This is a genomic window from Vibrio nomapromontoriensis, assembly GCF_050337205.1.
Lineage (GTDB): Bacteria > Pseudomonadota > Gammaproteobacteria > Enterobacterales > Vibrionaceae > Vibrio > Vibrio nomapromontoriensis.
Genome location: NZ_JAKJSS010000014.1, coordinates 112,693 through 128,038, shown reverse-complemented (window position 1 = coordinate 128,038; position 15,346 = coordinate 112,693). Strand labels below are relative to the sequence as shown.

Genomic DNA, 15,346 nt, shown 5'->3' with positions numbered 1-15,346 from the left:
TCCATCAATAGCAAACGTTTGCTATCTTTAGTGGTCATAAAAGAGTGGGTAAGGATTGGTGGTTTGAATAAATTGGCAGGTTGGGATGTAAAAAAAAGGTTGCACTTAAGTGCAACCTTTATGGATTGATAACAATTACGATCAGTGTTGAGTTGCGGCTTTCATTGACGCCACAAATTTGCTCAGTTCCGACAGTAGTGTGGTTGGATTATCAAGATTACGCTCGATAATTTTCACAACGGCTGAACCTGAAATAGCCCCAGCAGCCCCTGCACTTAATGCGTCTTTGACTTGTTGAGGCTCTGAAATACCGAAACCAAGTAGAGACGGTGGTGCATCGTGCTTGATGAGCTTATCTAGCTGCGTCGTCATCGGCATGTTGGCTTTAGTTTCAGTACCCGTTACACCAGCGCGGGAAAGCAAGTAGGTATAACCCCCACCAAGCTCAGCAACTTGCTTGATCGTGTCTTCTGTTGCGGTCGGAGGTGCAATAAAGATGGGGTGTACGCCATGTTTATGCGCCGCTGCAACAAATTCTTTGCTTTCATTAGTTGGTACGTCCGCAATGAGCACGGAGTCGACGCCAACCTCTGCGCATTGTTGGTAGAACGTATCGACACCCTTTGAATACACTAAGTTGGCATACATAAGCAGACCAATAGGTAATTCTGGGTATTTATTGCGTATCTTTGCAATCAAGTCAAAGCAGATTGGTGGTGTGGTCTTCGCATCCAGAGCACGGATGTTCGCCCCTTGAATGGTTGGGCCGTCTGCCTGAGGATCAGAAAATGGCATGCCCAGTTCAAGCGCGTCTGCACCGGCTTCTACTAGCGTCTCCATGATTTGCAAAGAGAGCTCTGGGTTTGGATCGCCGATGGTCACGAATGGAACAAAAGCCCCTTGTTGTTTTTCGGCTAGGCGACGAAACATATCTTGATAACGATCCATTATAGCGCTCCTTTTTCTTTCAAAATATCATGCACAGTAAAGATGTCTTTGTCTCCACGACCAGAAAGGTTAACCACAAGCAGTTGCTCTTTTTCTGGTTCGTTGTGCGCCATTTTCAACGCGTGTGCGAGCGCGTGAGAAGATTCTAAGGCAGGGATGATGCCTTCTTGGCGAGCAAGAATTTGGAACGCTTCTAGTGCTTCGTCATCGGTAATCGCGTCATACTCAGCACGACCTATGGCGTTGAGGTGGGCGTGTTGCGGACCCACTGATGGAAAATCAAGTCCTGCTGAGACAGAGTAAGACTCTTCAATTTGGCCATGCGGGTCTTGCATTAACGGTGCTTTCATACCGAAGAAGATACCCGTTGTACCGTGTTTAAGTGGCGCACCGTGCTGGTCGGTATCAATACCTAAACCCGCAGGCTCGACACCGATAAGACGAACCGATTCTTCTTCGATGAAATCAGCAAACATACCGATAGCATTTGAACCGCCTCCGACACAAGCAATCACCGCATCTGGCAAGCGACCTTCACGTGCTAGAATTTGATGTTTGGTTTCTTCCCCAATCATACGTTGGAATTCACGTACGATGGTTGGGAAAGGGTGCGGGCCTGCTGCCGTACCCAGTAAGTAGTGAGCCTCTTCGTAGCTGGCAGACCAATCACGTAGAGCTTCATTACAAGCGTCTTTCAGTGTTGCAGAGCCTGAGTGTACAGGAATTACTTCTGCGCCCATTAAGCGCATACGGAAAACATTCGGGTTTTGACGTTCAACGTCTTTTGCACCCATATAGACACGACATTTTAGCCCAAGTAGCGCACAAGCAAGTGCGGTTGCAACGCCGTGTTGACCTGCGCCAGTTTCTGCAATGATCTCTTTTTTACCCATGCGTTTGGCAAGCAGTGCTTGACCAAGTACTTGGTTGGTCTTGTGCGCCCCGCCGTGTAGTAGATCTTCACGCTTTAGGTACAGCTTTGTTTTGGTACCCTTAGTGAGGTTACGAGTGAGCGTTAACGCCGTTGGGCGTCCAGCGTATTCTTGCAGCAGTCCCATGAATTCGGCGCGGAATTCGTCATCGTCTTGCGCATCAATGAAGGCTTGTTCAAGTTGATCAAGTGCTGGTACAAGAATTTGTGGTACGAATTGCCCACCATATTCGCCAAAATAGGCATCCAATTTCGCCATGGTTGTTTCCTCTCTTTAATTCTGGTGACTCGCTGGTGAGCAAGTATTAGTAATCTCTTAAAAGTGCAAAGGCTTGATTCAGTTTATCGGCATCTTTTTTACCCGGAGCGGATTCCACGCCTGAGTTTAGATCCAGTCCGATACAGCCCAATTTACTGGCTTGCTTGATGTTGTCTGGAGACAAGCCACCGGCAAGCATAATGTCGTTGGTATTATTAAGGAGTTGCCAATCGAAACGCTGCCCCGTTCCACCGGTTTGTTCTCCGACTTGAGCATCAAGTAAGTGTCTGTCTGCATGGATTGTGGTTAGATCAGGCAGTACATCTTTGACGCCATGCGCTTTCCAAATCGCAATGCCGGCCTGCAGCTGAGGTTTTAGCGCATCAATGTAAGCTTGGTCTTCATCACCATGCAACTGAACTGCAGATAGACCCAAATCATTAGCAGTACGAGCTACGCTGTCGACGCCATGATTTTGGAACACGCCCACATATTCTAGTGGTGCGCCACTCATGACCATTCGAGCCGCTTCAAAATCCACGTAGCGAGGTGACTTTTCAACAAAAATCAATCCACCTTTAACCGCGCCAGCTTGATACGCTTTTGCTGCATCATCGGCGTGGGTTAACCCGCAGACTTTGTTTTCTCCAAGCAGTACTTTGCGTACAGCCAACTCAAGGTTGTCTTCGGCCATTAACGAACTGCCAATTAAAAAGCCTGTTGCGTAGTGTGAAAGGTCACGAACTTGCTGGTTATTATAGATGCCTGATTCAGAGATAATGATGGTCCCAGCGGGCAGCTTAGGGGCAAGCTCTTTGGTTCTATCTAAATTAACCGATAAGTCACGTAAGTTGCGATTGTTAATGCCAACCACTTTGGCTTGTAGCTTGATGGCGCGCTCAAGCTCTTGCTCATTGCTGACTTCGGTAAGAATACCGAGATTAAGTGAGTCGGCAACCGCCGCTAATTCACGATACTCGTCGTCATTGAGCACCGATAGCATTAACAGAATAGCATCGGCTTGATAATGGCGAGCAAGATAGACTTGGTACGTATCCACCATAAAATCTTTGCAGATGACTGGCTGCTTAACTTGACCACGAACTTGTGGCAAGAAGTCAAAGTTGCCTTGGAAATATTTTTCGTCGGTTAGCACAGAGATCGCGCTAGCGTGATTGTTATAAACCGAGGCGATATAGTCTAAATCAAAATCGTCCCTAATCAGCCCTTTTGAAGGCGACGCTTTTTTACATTCTAGAATGAACGCGGTTTTTCCCGTTGAAAGGGCGTCATAAAAAGATCGATCAGAAGGCGTTAATTGTGCCTTAAAGCTCTCAAGCGGCTGCGACTGTTTGCGGGCTTCTACCCAAACTCGTTTGTCGTCGACGATTCTTGCTAGTACCGTTTCCATTGCTAGTTCCTATTCTTAACCGCGCGCTGCGAGTTGTTTAACAAGCTCGTAAGCCTGACCAGAGTTCATGGCATTGATGGCTTGTTGTGCGTTTGCTTTTAAATCTTCGAAGCCAAACAGCTTCATAAGTAATGCCACGTTAACGGCAACCGCGCCTAGTTGAGCCTCGGTTCCCTTTCCTGTCAGCATATTGGTAATAATGGCGCGATTTTCTTCTGGCTCACCACCTTTGATTGCTTCGAGTGGGTGTCGGTTCACGCCAAAATCTTCAGGCGTTAATGTGTACTCGGTGATAACGCCATCTTTTATTTCTGCCACTAGTGTGTCGCCATGAATCGCGACCTCGTCAAGGCCGCTGCCATGCACAACTGCTGCACGTTTCATTCCCATTTGTAGCATGGTCTCCGCGATAGGGCGAACCAGTTTCGCGTCATAAACCCCCATCAGTTCGATGTTGGGACGGGCAGGGTTGATGAGTGGACCCAAAATATTAAACAGTGTGCGCGTTTTCATGGTTTGGCGAACAGGCATCGCGTGTTTCACGCCCCCGTGATATTGCGGCGCAAATAGGAATGCCACGCCTAAATCGTCCACGGCTTGACGTGTGTCTTCTGGGCTCATGGCAAGATTAATGCCAAACGAATCAAGTAGATCAGAGGACCCAGACTTGCTTGAGACGCCACGGTTACCGTGTTTCGCTACCTTTAAGCCACATGCTGCAGCAACAAATGCTGCGGTTGTGGAGATATTAATCGTATTAGAGCCGTCTCCGCCCGTGCCGACAATATCGGCAAAGTCGTAGTCTGGTCGAGGAAACGACTTGGCATTGGCCAGTAACGCTTTCGCCGCACCAGCAATTTCGTCTGGTGTTTCGCCTTTGATTTTGAGTGCTGTTAATGCCGCCGCCATAAGAATAGGGTTAAGCTCACCTTTGATAATGGTGTCAAACAACTCTTGGCTCTCTTGCTGGCTAAGCGAGAGCTGGTCGTAAAGTTTGTTGATGATATTTTCCATAATTACGATTCCTTAATTTTGTGAGTTATTTGAATTAGCGAAGTGAGCCCGCTCTTGCCCAATCGATAGCATTGCCGAGCAATGCCGCTCCATGTGTGGTCATGATGGATTCTGGGTGAAATTGAAAGCCACAAATTCGGTCTTGCTCGTTGGCAATCGACATCACTAGGCCATCCACTTCTGCGGTAATGGCTAGGCTATCAGGCACGTGAGTTGCCACAAGCGAGTGATAACGTGCAATAGCGAGAGGCGAGGGTAATCCGCTGTAAATAGCGTGATTATCATGTGCCATCATCGAGGTTTTGCCATGGATGATTTCACCCGCGCCAGCCACTGTGCCACCGTAGGCTTCCACGAGGGCTTGATGTCCGAGGCAAATACCGATCATCGGCACTTTGCCTTTGAGTTGTTGAATTAAAGCGGGCATGCAACCGGCTTCTGATGGTGCACCAGGGCCTGGCGATAATACGACAACAGCATCTGCCAATTTTAGTACTGCATCGGCTATAGTTTGCGCCGCGATATGGTTACGATAAATGGTAACCTTGTGGCCTAAACTGCGAAATTGATCCACAAGGTTGTATGTGAACGAATCGAAGTTATCGACAAAGACAATGTTGGCTTTACTTGTAGAGCTAACATTATCTTGATTTGATGTGTTGGATTGGTTGCTCATACGTGTCTACCCCTGATGCGCAGTTTTGATAGCGGAAATAACGGCTTGTGCTTTACCACGGGTTTCATCGGCTTCAGCTTGTGGGTCGGAATCGAATACCACGCCTGCGCCAGCTTGAACTTGCGCGATGCCATCTTCTACGTAGGCAGCACGAATAACGATACAGGTGTCCATATCACCAATGCCATTCATGTAGCCGACAGCGCCGCCATAACTGCCTCGGGTTTGGCCTTCTACTTGACGAATGAGTTGCATCGCACGAATTTTTGGCGCGCCGGTTAATGTGCCCATGTTCATGCAAGCTTGGTAGCCATGAAGCGCGTCGAGATCGAGGCGTAGCTGGCCAACAACACGAGAGACTAAATGCATCACATGGCTATAACGGTCGGTTTGTAGCAAGCTTGCCACATGGCGAGTGCCCGGCTCTGAAATACGAGCTACGTCGTTTCTTGCCAAATCAACGAGCATCATGTGTTCGGCGTTTTCTTTCATATCGCAACGGAGTTCTAACTCCATACGGCTATCGAGATCTTGGTTAATCGAGCCGTCTGGGTTTTTGCCGCGACGACGTGTCCCTGCGATTGGGTAGATCTCGATCTGATTGCTTTGTGAGCAATACTTTAACGCACTTTCTGGTGACGCGCCGAACAGGGTAAATAGTTCATCTTGCATGTAAAACATGTAAGGACTTGGGTTGCTTCGTTTCAGCTCTTTATACGCCACAAGAGGCGAGGGGCAAGGTAGTGTGAAGCGTCTAGAGGGCACAACTTGGAAAATATCGCCGCGGACGACGTATTCCTTTAGATCACGTACTGTCTGGCAAAAATCGGAATCCGAGACACTGGCGACTTCTTGATGGTCTTTGACCACTTGCGCGGTAGGCAGTGCTTTAAGATTGTTGCATTGTTGGCTGATGTCTTGAATGCGTTCACGAATACGAGCAAGCTCGTTGTCATCATGGTTGAAGAGTGTGGTTTGTAAGTCACATGATTCTTTTTGGTGATCGACAACAAGTAGGCTCTCAGCAACGTAAAAAACGTAGTCAGGGCAGCGATTGGACTGCTTGGCGTCACCTAAAGGTTCAAACTGAGCCACGAGGTCGTACGCGAATAAACCACCCATGAAAATCGCATTTTTGTTTAATCCGCCAACGTCAAAGCTGTGTTGAACTAATCTCAATGCATCGAATGAAGACGCTTCACGCAGTCGGGAGTCTTCATCAAGTTGGTCATCGGGCATCTCAAAACGCACGGTCAGCGTTGTTTTGCTCAGTGTGTAATGAATACCAGAGGATAAGTTACCAGCTAAAATGACCAGTAAGTTTTCACCATTTGTCGTTAAGGCTTCATAACGGACAATGTGTTCTTCACAAATAATACGAACGGCGGAGTCGACGATCAATAAACTTTGTAGATCTTGTTTTGAGTCAATTTCGGCGGACTCAAGCAGTAGGCTGTCGGTTTTGTTTTCACAAAGCGTGTGAAAAAGTGCTGTCGGGTCTTTTGAATAAGGGACTTGTAGTGAAAGTACCTCTAAACGACCTTGTTTTTGAATAGTAATGGCTTTGTTCACAAAACCTCCTCTCTTCATCAATCTGCTTTAGCAGTATCTACCCTGAAAACTATGTGTTCCATACTCGCACAATTAAAACGTTTGCCCAACGTTGAATCTGCCCAAATTGCCGCATAGTTAATCAGTTAAACTAAAAAATAAAAAAGCCCACTCATTTGAGTGGGCTAGTATTAAATCTACTTATCTTTTACGCACGTAAAAAAGCCCACTTGGAATCATTCCATGTGCGCCACCAATTTCCCGCAGAGTGTTTAACTGCGATTTGGGGTTTTTGGATTGGGTCAATTTCTTGTACCATACGTGCATTACTCTAATTCTGTACCTGCGTACTAGTTAACTAGTTCGAGGTGTGAAAGTCAACCGATATTAAAAATAAAATGAAGATAGATCTACACAGTCACACAACGGCATCAGATGGTCGTCTCTCTGTTGAAGAGCTTTTAGAGCGAGCGATTGAATTTAGTGTGAAAATTATCGCCATTACCGATCACGATACGTTGGATGCATTGCCAGAAGCTAAGCGTCTAATTGAGGAGCGTGAATGGCCGATTGAGCTGGTGAATGGCATTGAAGTTTCAACTGTTTGGCAAAATAAAGACATTCACATTGTTGGCCTTGGTGTGGCGCTAGATAGTGAGTCACTTTTGTCGCTTATTGCGGCGCAGAAAGCGCGACGTGCAGAGCGAGCTGAGTTGATGGCGCAACGGTTGGAAAAAGCGACGCGTCCAGGAGTGCTGGAAGAAGTTCAGGTGATTGCTGATGGTGCACCAATCACTCGTTCTCACTTTGCTAAGTGGATTGTCGAAAACGGTTACGCAAAAAATATGCAGCAGGTATTTAAGAAATACCTCACGCGAAACAATACCGGTTATGTGCCGCCTAATTGGTGCACAATGAGTGAAGCCGTCGACGCCATCCACGCAGCAGGTGGTGTGGCAGTCCTTGCGCATCCAGGTCGCTACCAGCTTACGGCCAAGTGGTTAAAACGCTTACTTGCTGCATTTTCAGAAGCGGGTGGAGACGCAATGGAAGTGGCGTTACCACAACAAAGTATGCAAGAAAGACGCAACCTTGCAGATTATGCGATACAATACAATCTATTAGCTTCTCAAGGTTCCGATTTTCATTATCAATCGCCTTGGACGGAACTTGGTAGAAACTTATGGCTACCATCGGGCGTAGAGCCTGTATGGGATCGTCTATCATTACAAACGGCAACAACGCTCGACAGCCAGAGTGCCGAAAAATAGTATTATTTAAGCTCTTGATGTGAAACAACAAGGAACGTTGTGCCGAGAGTATTTAGCTGAAGGAATAACAATGAGCCAATTTTTTTACGTACACCCAGATAACCCTCAAGCGCGTTTGATTAGTCAAGCCGTTGCGATTGTTCGTAATGGGGGAGTGATCATTTACCCAACCGACTCCGGGTATGCACTGGGTTGCCAGCTTGAAAATAAACAAGCACTTGAGCGAATTTGTCAGATTCGTCGTCTTGATGACAAACATAATTTCACACTTTTGTGCCGTGATTTGTCGGAAATTTCGCTTTATGCTCGCGTTGACAACACGGCGTTTCGTTTGCTAAAAAACAATACGCCAGGGCCATTTACTTTTATCTTCAAAGGTACAAAAGAAGTCCCGCGTCGCCTGATGAACCCTAAGCGAAAGACGATTGGTATCCGAGTGCCGGATAATCGAATTGCGCTTGATCTACTTGAAGCTTTGGGCGAGCCATTAATGTCTACGTCATTGATTCTCCCGGGTAATGAGATTACCGAATCCGATCCAGAAGACATTCGTGACAAACTCGAACATGCTGTTGACGTTATTTTGAACGGCGGTTACTTGGGTGAGCAACCAACTACGGTTGTTGATTTTAGTGATGAGGAACCGAAAGTACTTCGTGTTGGTGCCGGCGATCCTGCACCATTTGAATAAACATCGAGCCAGATGGTGTGATGAAATAACCTGAGAAACTTGGTGATTCTAGCCGGTTTCTCTGCGATAATACGCGACCGCGATTTTGACGATCGCAATATCTGGTTTCGACGTCTGTGAAGACGACATTATAGGTAGGTAGATGAGCGAAAAATTACAAAAAGTGCTTGCCCGCGCAGGCCACGGCTCACGTCGTGAACTTGAAACATTGATCAAGTCAGGACGAGTGAGTGTCAACGGTCAGGTTGCAAAGTTGGGTGAGCGCCTTGAAGACGACAGTGCGATTATTCGTATTGACGGACATACTGTATCGGCTAAAGCACAAGAAGAAGTGGTTTGTCGTGTATTGGCGTATTACAAACCTGAAGGTGAGCTTTGTACACGTCACGATCCAGAAGGTCGTCGTACGGTATTTGATCGCCTGCCAAAAATCCGTGGTTCACGCTGGATTTCAGTTGGTCGTCTTGATGCAAACACATCTGGTCTTTTGTTGTTTACTACCGATGGTGAACTGGCAAACCGCCTAATGCACCCTAGTCGCCAAGTTGAACGTGAATACCTCGTTCGCGTGTTTGGTGATGTGACTGAAAGTAAAATTCGCAACTTGGTTCACGGCGTAAAACTTGAAGACGGCATGGCACGTTTTGAAGATGTTGTGTACGCAGGTGGTGAAGGTATGAATCATACCTTCTACGTTGCGATTAACGAAGGTAGAAACCGTGAAGTACGTCGCTTGTGGGAATCACAAGAGACAACAGTGAGCCGCCTGAAGCGTGTTCGTTACGGTGATATCTACTTAGACAAAAAGCTGCCTCGTGGTGGTTGGACAGAACTAACGCTAAAAGACGTGAACTACTTGCGTGAATTGGTTGAGCTAAAGCCTGAGAAAGAAACGCTTCTTGATCAGAACAGCGCCAACACTTCTCGTCAGCGTGAACGCTCTCGCAGTCAAAAAATTCGTCGTGCGGTACGCCGTCACGAAGAGCGTGTTAGCACACCGTCAAAAGGTCGCAGCAACCAACAACGTCGCAACAAAAAGAGTGCAGGCGAAGCGGGTTCTCGTGCGAAAACCGGACGTCGCTGATTGCTGACGCTATCACATCTTAAGTAGTTAAGAGAGTGAAACAAATTATAAAAGGCCCGTTAGTGAAACTAACGGGCCTTTTTTGTCGATATCTTGATGGTGTTTACCTTAGGTCTACTTATTTGGACACGCGTATTTTAAGCCATGACCTAAAAATACGTCTCCATTAGCATCAGCATTAGCGATAAACCGGCTTCTTATTAAAATGGCTTTCGACCATTCGCTGCGTCACAATATGTTGAGGTTTAGTGAGGATGTCTTGCGTGTCACCGTATTCAACCACGTCACCTTCATGCATCACCATCACTTTATCCGTGATGTGTTTAACAATTCCTAAGTGTTGTGATACATAGACAAAAGCCACGCCCATTTCTTCTTGCAGCTCCAAAAATAGATTAATAATTTGTGAGCGCATTGCCATATCTAAGCCATTGAGTGCCTCGTCAGCGACGATGATAGAAGGCTGCAAGATGAGTGCTCGCGCCAAACAAATACGTTGCTTTTGACCTGTAGCGAGCATCTGCGGATAAAAGTAAGCGTGCTCTGGTAGCAAGCCAACTCGTACTAGCGTGTCTTTTACACGTCGCATTCTCGCTTCCGGTGGCATGTTGGTATTTCGCTTTAGTGGTCCTTCAAGAATTCGACCAATTTGTATCCTTGGATTCAAAGAGGTATTGGGGTCTTGGAAGATCATGCGAATAAGCTTACAGCGCGTTGAGTAATCTTTATGTTCTAATAAATCACCATTGACGCGTATTTCACCTGCTGTTGGTTCGACAACGCCTGCTAACATTCGAGCAAGCGTGGATTTCCCCGAGCCATTCTTACCAATAAAGCCAATAGTTTGCCCCGCTTCTAGACTAAAACTGACGGGCTTAACTGCATGCTGAATTTTCTTTTGAAAAAGCTTTGAACGAGTCACAAAGTCCTTTTTAAGTCCCGTGACTTCTAACAATGCACTCATGCTTTTTTCTCCGTATTCAGCGGGAAGTGACAGCTGTATTTATGGTTCTTCACTCGTTTGACGGGTGGAATTTCAACACACTGCCTCTGCGCGTAAGGACAGCGAGGGCCGAGTCGGCAGCCAATCGGCAGATGCTGAAGTGGCGGAATAGAACCAGGTAAAGACTGTAGTTTTTCTTTGTGCGGGATCCAATCACCAAAATCAGGCATCGCTTTCAATAGGGCGACGGTATAAGGATGCTTAGGAGCATCTAAGATTTTTTTGGTATCAGCAGACTCTACAGATTGCCCACAGTACATAACGGTAATGCGCGTAGCCCATTGGGTGATGGTGGTTAAATCATGGCCAATTAGGATCAAGGTTGTGTTATGGAGCTGATTCATCCGGCTTAATAAACGTAAGATCTGCGACTGAGTAATGGGGTCTAAGTCATTAGTCGGTTCATCCGCTATAAGCAATTTAGGTTTTGCAGCAATCGCCATCGCAATCATGATTTTTTGGCACTCACCGTCGGTAAGCTCATATGGGTAGCTATGCATGACACGCGTATGTTCTTTGATGCCGACTTTATGCAACAGGGCAATGGCTTGCTTCTTACGCCATTTGAATCGTTCCCACCACTTACCATCGAAAGAACGCGAAGGAATGGCTTCAATGAGCTGCCTACCGACTTCTTCTGAAGGATCCAAACAAGTGGACGGTTCTTGAAAAATCATCGCGACATCACGAGCAATCACTCGACGTCTTTCGCGTGGCGTGAGTTGCAATAAGTCGATGTTACCAAGACGCATGCGGTCTGCAGAGACTTTCCAGTTCTCTTTACATACTCCTACGATGGCTTTTGCCACCAAGCTTTTCCCAGACCCTGATTCACCAACAAGGCCGCGAATTTCACCATCATTAATGGTAAAACTCATTCTGTCGACCGCTTTTACCAAACCTTGTGGGGTTTCAATTTCAATAGTGAGGTGACGAATATCTAATACAGGCATTATTCCACTCCCGCGTTTAATGCGCTACGCACGCCTTCGCCGACGATGTTGATGACGACAACTACACATAAAATGGCAAGGCCGGGTAGGACCACTGTCCAAGGTGCGAGATAAAGAAGCTCAGCGGCATCACCTAATACCGCACCCCATTCACTACTTGGGGCTTGAGCGCCTAATCCTAAAAAGCCAAGTGCGGTAATGTCTAAAATTGCGATGGATAGCGCGAAGGTGAATTCGGCGGCAATAATGGACAAAATATTAGGCAATATTGAATTCCACAGTAAGTAGAAGTCATTGGCGCCGTCAAGGCGAGCGGCCATGATGTAATCTTTTTCCACTTCGGTGTGCACTGCTACATAAACGGTACGAACAAAGCGCGGGATCAAGGCTAGGCAGATAGCAAGCAGGATGTTGTATTCGCCGGGGCCTAAAAATGCCACAAAAATGATGGCGAGTAATAGCGATGGAATTGACATCACGGTATCAAGAAGGTGGTTCAAGATACTGGATAGTAAGCCCTTTGTCATACCCGCTAAAATACCGATAAAGCAGCCCACTAACGCTGAAATAACGGTAATAATGACCGCTGCACCGAAGGATAGGCGAGAGCCATCGATAATTCGAGAAAGGATGTCACGACCTAAATCATCGGTACCAAAAAAGAACTCGACCGTCCCCGCAGGATCCCAAGATGGTGGAATAAGTAAAAACGAGCTTTGCGCCATTGGGTCATATGGGGCGAGCCATGGCGAAGCGAGCGTGATGAGGATGATTAGACCAAAGCACCATAGCCCAAACATGGACAGGCTGTTACTTCGATAGCTTCGCCAAAAGCGTTCGAGTTGGGTTGGAATGCGTTCTTCCTGATAGATATTATCTGACAGCATACCATTCCTTCCTAACTAACGGGTTGATCATCGCGCCGATAATATCGGACAAGATACTTGCCGCGAGCACAATGGTAGCAACCACCATTACGCCAGCTTGTATTGATGCATAATCCTGACTTGATAGCGCATCTAAGAGCCAACGACCGATACCCGGCCAGTTAAAAATGGATTCCGTCATAATCGCGAGGGTAATCATGCTCGACAGCTGAACCCCTAATTTCGGTATTATCGGCGGTATGGCGTTACGAAGAACGTGCTCTATTACGATCTCATAATTGGATAAACCTTTGATCCGCGCGGCTCGGATGTAGTTTTGTGCCATTACTTCTGTCACGGAGGTACGCATCATTCGTATGACTTGCATCGTAGGCGATAGTGCTAGTACGAAACAAGGAAGAATCATATGCTCGATAACGCTTTGCAGCGCTTCGCGTCGGTATGGTCCATCCGAAAGTAGGGCATCGATCAACGCAAAACCAGTCACATGGTCTATTTCATAGAGTAAGTCATAGCGACCGGCTACCGGAAACCATTGAAAATTGAGTGAAAAATACATAATCATCAACAGTGCAATCCAAAATAGCGGGGCAGCGTAGCCCACCATGGATGAAAAAGAGATGATGTTATCGAGCCACTTGCCTTTTTTCATGCCAGCGATGGTACCTGCAGGAATGCCGATAAACACGGAGATGGTAAATGCGGCAAAGCACAGTTCTAACGTTGCAGGCAGAACGGCGGTGAGCTCATTAATGATTGGGACACCGGCTTTCGTTAATCCAAAATCTAGCTTCGTCAGTTGCCCAACATAGTGAATCCAGCCTTGGAAAAACGTTTGGTTTGCCCAAAAAGAGTCGGGCTCTAAGCGCAGCAAGTTATAGCCGACCAGCGTTAGGATAAGCAAGGTGATGACAAATAAATTGAGTCGGCGAATCGCATACCAGAACATCTATTTTAACCTCACTACTTGGTCAAACGGTTGAGCATTAAATGGGCTTGTTCGAAAACCGGTCAGGTCATCATTGTGCGCTTGATATTTTTGTCCATGCGCAATAGGAATGACTGGAACTTGATCGAAAAGAATATTTTGAGCTTGTCGATACAAGTTAACACGGTAGCGTGGTTCGCTCACTTCAAGGGCGAGATCGAGTAAAAAATCAAAATCGTCATTACACCACATTGAAAGGTTCAGCCCTTCCCGTTTCGATGAACAAGACAGCAGGGGTCTTAAGTAGTTATCGGGATCACCAGTATTGCCGACCCAGCCAGTCAGCAATAAATCCACCTCTTGGATGTTGGCTAGCTCAATTCGGTCAACGCGTTCATCGGTTAACAGATTCAGTGTGACGCCGACATCAGCAAGATTTGCTTGGATAAGTTCTGCCGTTTTTCTCGGACTTGGGTTATATACACGTGGCTCGAGTGGAACTGCCATGGTGAGTTCTAATCCGCTCTTATAGCCCGCGTCACGAAGTAGTGCCATGGCATAATTACGGTCATAGCGAACTTGAGTTTGATCCTTTTGATAGGCCCAAGAGCTTGGTGGTAAGAGGGTGTAGGCTTTTTCACCACTGTCGTAGTACACCGCTTCGAGAATATTGTCGCGGTTAATCGCCAGATTGAGGGCTTTTCGCACGCGTTGGTCACTGAGCGCTGGATGCTGGGTGTTGAGTGCAATAAATGACACATTCATCGCTGGCTTGGCTTGAAGTACGACGGAGTCTTCTTTAAGTATGATAGGTATTTGGCTCGATACTGGTGAATTGAGAACGTCACACTCACCACGTAATAACTTAGCTAAAGCTCCCGCTCCTCGGTGGGAGATGTCGAACACAACTTGCTCCATTTCGACCGACCCACGCCAGTATTTGTCGTGACGCTTTAAGCGTACTAAATCGGAGACCTGATACTCGTCAAGGTAGAATGGGCCTGTCCCAACAGGGTGTGTGTCGAGGTTGAGTTTATTACCTTCTTGTTGCAATATTTTGCCGTATTCTGCGGAGAATATCGGTGCATGTGCGGTTGAAATATTGGACAAAAAGGAGTTGTCTGGTTTCGAGAGCGTGAATTGAACCGTTTGATCATCAATGGCAATAACACCGGTGACCAGTGAAGCAAAGTTGATGCCCGCAAACCATGGATAAACACTGCCGCCCACTTGGTGGTAAGGATGGTTAGTATCCAAAATACGCTCAAAACTGAACACCACATCCTCGGCATTTAGTGCTCGAGTAGGGGTGAACCAATCTGTGGTTTGAAATTGGACATTATCACGCAGCTTAAAGGTGTAAACAGTACCGCTGTCATCTACCGTCCAGCTTTTGGCTAGATTGGGCACGGGTTGGTGAGTGCCTGAATTTAGCGTGAGTAGCGTGTCATATAATTGAGGCGCGATCGCTTCGACAGTAATGCCGCCATCGACTAATTGAGGGTTAAATGTACTTGGACGACCTTGGTCGCAGTACACGAAACCGTCCTGTCGAACTTTTGTATGGTCGATCGTATCCTCACAGCCAGCGACAAGCGCGATGCTGCAAAGTGTAATGGATAGTTTTAGTAATGCCTTCATAAACACGCTACATTCATTTTAGTGAACGTAATATCTGTATTGAGAACAGAGTAATTTACCACTAATTTGATTGTTAAACCAATAACGACAAGTAGTTA

14 protein-coding genes are annotated in these 15,346 nt (G+C 46.7%); 3 read left to right on the top strand and 11 right to left on the bottom strand.

Going from position 1 to position 15,346, the window contains the following annotated elements; translation table 11 throughout:
* Positions 1-141: 141 nt before the first annotated feature.
* The 6 genes from trpA to L4D05_RS18340 are packed head-to-tail and all read right to left on the bottom strand — an operon-like array spanning position 142 to position 6,811.
* Positions 142-948, bottom strand: coding sequence for a tryptophan synthase subunit alpha (gene trpA, locus L4D05_RS18365; protein WP_428794857.1), 807 nt, complete (start codon positions 946-948; stop codon positions 142-144).
* Positions 948-2,138 carry a tryptophan synthase subunit beta gene (gene trpB / locus L4D05_RS18360; protein WP_428753541.1) on the bottom strand — a complete coding sequence of 397 codons (1,191 nt, stop codon included), beginning with the start codon at positions 2,136-2,138 and terminating at the stop codon, positions 948-950. The genes trpA and trpB overlap by 1 nt, the downstream gene beginning before the upstream one ends.
* Positions 2,139-2,184: 46 nt before the next feature.
* Positions 2,185-3,549 carry a bifunctional indole-3-glycerol-phosphate synthase TrpC/phosphoribosylanthranilate isomerase TrpF gene (gene trpCF, locus L4D05_RS18355; protein ID WP_428794856.1) on the bottom strand — a complete coding sequence of 455 codons (1,365 nt, stop codon included), beginning with the start codon at positions 3,547-3,549 and terminating at the stop codon, positions 2,185-2,187.
* A gap of 15 nt (positions 3,550-3,564) precedes the next feature.
* Entirely contained in the window at positions 3,565-4,563 is a 999-nt protein-coding gene (gene trpD / locus L4D05_RS18350) for an anthranilate phosphoribosyltransferase (protein WP_428794855.1), read from the bottom strand.
* A 34-nt stretch (positions 4,564-4,597) separates the two neighbouring features.
* Positions 4,598-5,239 carry an aminodeoxychorismate/anthranilate synthase component II gene (locus tag L4D05_RS18345; RefSeq protein ID WP_428794854.1) on the bottom strand — a complete coding sequence of 214 codons (642 nt, stop codon included), beginning with the start codon at positions 5,237-5,239 and terminating at the stop codon, positions 4,598-4,600.
* A 6-nt stretch (positions 5,240-5,245) separates the two neighbouring features.
* Positions 5,246-6,811, bottom strand: coding sequence for an anthranilate synthase component 1 (locus L4D05_RS18340; protein ID WP_428794853.1), 1,566 nt, complete (start codon positions 6,809-6,811; stop codon positions 5,246-5,248).
* 377 nt (positions 6,812-7,188) lie between these two features.
* Here L4D05_RS18340 and rnm point away from each other — a divergent pair, with 377 nt between their 5' ends.
* The 3 genes from rnm (at position 7,189) to rluB (ending at position 9,836) form a co-directional block, all read left to right on the top strand.
* Entirely contained in the window at positions 7,189-8,061 is an 873-nt protein-coding gene (rnm, locus tag L4D05_RS18335; protein ID WP_428753533.1) for an RNase RNM, read from the top strand.
* A gap of 70 nt (positions 8,062-8,131) precedes the next feature.
* Positions 8,132-8,752: an L-threonylcarbamoyladenylate synthase gene (locus tag L4D05_RS18330; protein WP_428794852.1), complete on the top strand. Its 621-nt coding sequence runs from the start codon at positions 8,132-8,134 to the stop codon at positions 8,750-8,752.
* Positions 8,753-8,894: 142 nt separating this feature from the next.
* Positions 8,895-9,836, top strand: coding sequence for a 23S rRNA pseudouridine(2605) synthase RluB (gene rluB / locus L4D05_RS18325; protein ID WP_428753530.1), 942 nt, complete (start codon positions 8,895-8,897; stop codon positions 9,834-9,836).
* A 178-nt stretch (positions 9,837-10,014) separates the two neighbouring features.
* Here the strand turns inward: rluB and L4D05_RS18320 are convergent, their stop codons facing one another.
* From L4D05_RS18320 to L4D05_RS18300, 5 genes are read right to left on the bottom strand one after another with little or no spacing between them, the layout of a single operon-like run.
* Positions 10,015-10,800: a peptide ABC transporter ATP-binding protein gene (locus tag L4D05_RS18320; protein ID WP_265675564.1), complete on the bottom strand. Its 786-nt coding sequence runs from the start codon at positions 10,798-10,800 to the stop codon at positions 10,015-10,017.
* Complete coding sequence (locus L4D05_RS18315) at positions 10,797-11,792, bottom strand: peptide ABC transporter ATP-binding protein (protein ID WP_428794851.1); 996 nt, start codon at positions 11,790-11,792, stop codon at positions 10,797-10,799. Before L4D05_RS18315 ends, L4D05_RS18320 begins: the two co-directional genes overlap by 4 nt.
* The gene (gene sapC, locus L4D05_RS18310) at positions 11,792-12,679 is read right to left on the bottom strand and encodes a putrescine export ABC transporter permease SapC (protein ID WP_428753528.1); all 888 of its coding nucleotides are present in this window, start codon (positions 12,677-12,679) and stop codon (positions 11,792-11,794) included. Before sapC ends, L4D05_RS18315 begins: the two co-directional genes overlap by 1 nt.
* Positions 12,666-13,628: an ABC transporter permease gene (locus L4D05_RS18305; protein WP_428794850.1), complete on the bottom strand. Its 963-nt coding sequence runs from the start codon at positions 13,626-13,628 to the stop codon at positions 12,666-12,668. The genes sapC and L4D05_RS18305 overlap by 14 nt, the downstream gene beginning before the upstream one ends.
* Complete coding sequence (locus L4D05_RS18300; protein ID WP_428794849.1) at positions 13,629-15,248, bottom strand: ABC transporter substrate-binding protein; 1,620 nt, start codon at positions 15,246-15,248, stop codon at positions 13,629-13,631.
* Positions 15,249-15,346: the final 98 nt, after the last annotated feature.

Coding starts and splice junctions, on each gene's coding strand:
- trpA (WP_428794857.1), bottom strand. CDS start 948: ATGGATCGTTATCAAGATATGTTTCGTCGCCTAGCCGAAAAACAACAA.
- trpB (WP_428753541.1), bottom strand. CDS start 2,138: ATGGCGAAATTGGATGCCTATTTTGGCGAATATGGTGGGCAATTCGTA.
- trpCF (WP_428794856.1), bottom strand. CDS start 3,549: ATGGAAACGGTACTAGCAAGAATCGTCGACGACAAACGAGTTTGGGTA.
- trpD (WP_428794855.1), bottom strand. CDS start 4,563: ATGGAAAATATCATCAACAAACTTTACGACCAGCTCTCGCTTAGCCAG.
- L4D05_RS18345 (WP_428794854.1), bottom strand. CDS start 5,239: ATGAGCAACCAATCCAACACATCAAATCAAGATAATGTTAGCTCTACA.
- rnm (WP_428753533.1), top strand. CDS start 7,189: ATGAAGATAGATCTACACAGTCACACAACGGCATCAGATGGTCGTCTC.
- L4D05_RS18330 (WP_428794852.1), top strand. CDS start 8,132: ATGAGCCAATTTTTTTACGTACACCCAGATAACCCTCAAGCGCGTTTG.
- rluB (WP_428753530.1), top strand. CDS start 8,895: ATGAGCGAAAAATTACAAAAAGTGCTTGCCCGCGCAGGCCACGGCTCA.
- L4D05_RS18320 (WP_265675564.1), bottom strand. CDS start 10,800: ATGAGTGCATTGTTAGAAGTCACGGGACTTAAAAAGGACTTTGTGACT.
- L4D05_RS18315 (WP_428794851.1), bottom strand. CDS start 11,792: ATGCCTGTATTAGATATTCGTCACCTCACTATTGAAATTGAAACCCCA.
- sapC (WP_428753528.1), bottom strand. CDS start 12,679: ATGCTGTCAGATAATATCTATCAGGAAGAACGCATTCCAACCCAACTC.
- L4D05_RS18305 (WP_428794850.1), bottom strand. CDS start 13,628: ATGTTCTGGTATGCGATTCGCCGACTCAATTTATTTGTCATCACCTTG.
- L4D05_RS18300 (WP_428794849.1), bottom strand. CDS start 15,248: ATGAAGGCATTACTAAAACTATCCATTACACTTTGCAGCATCGCGCTT.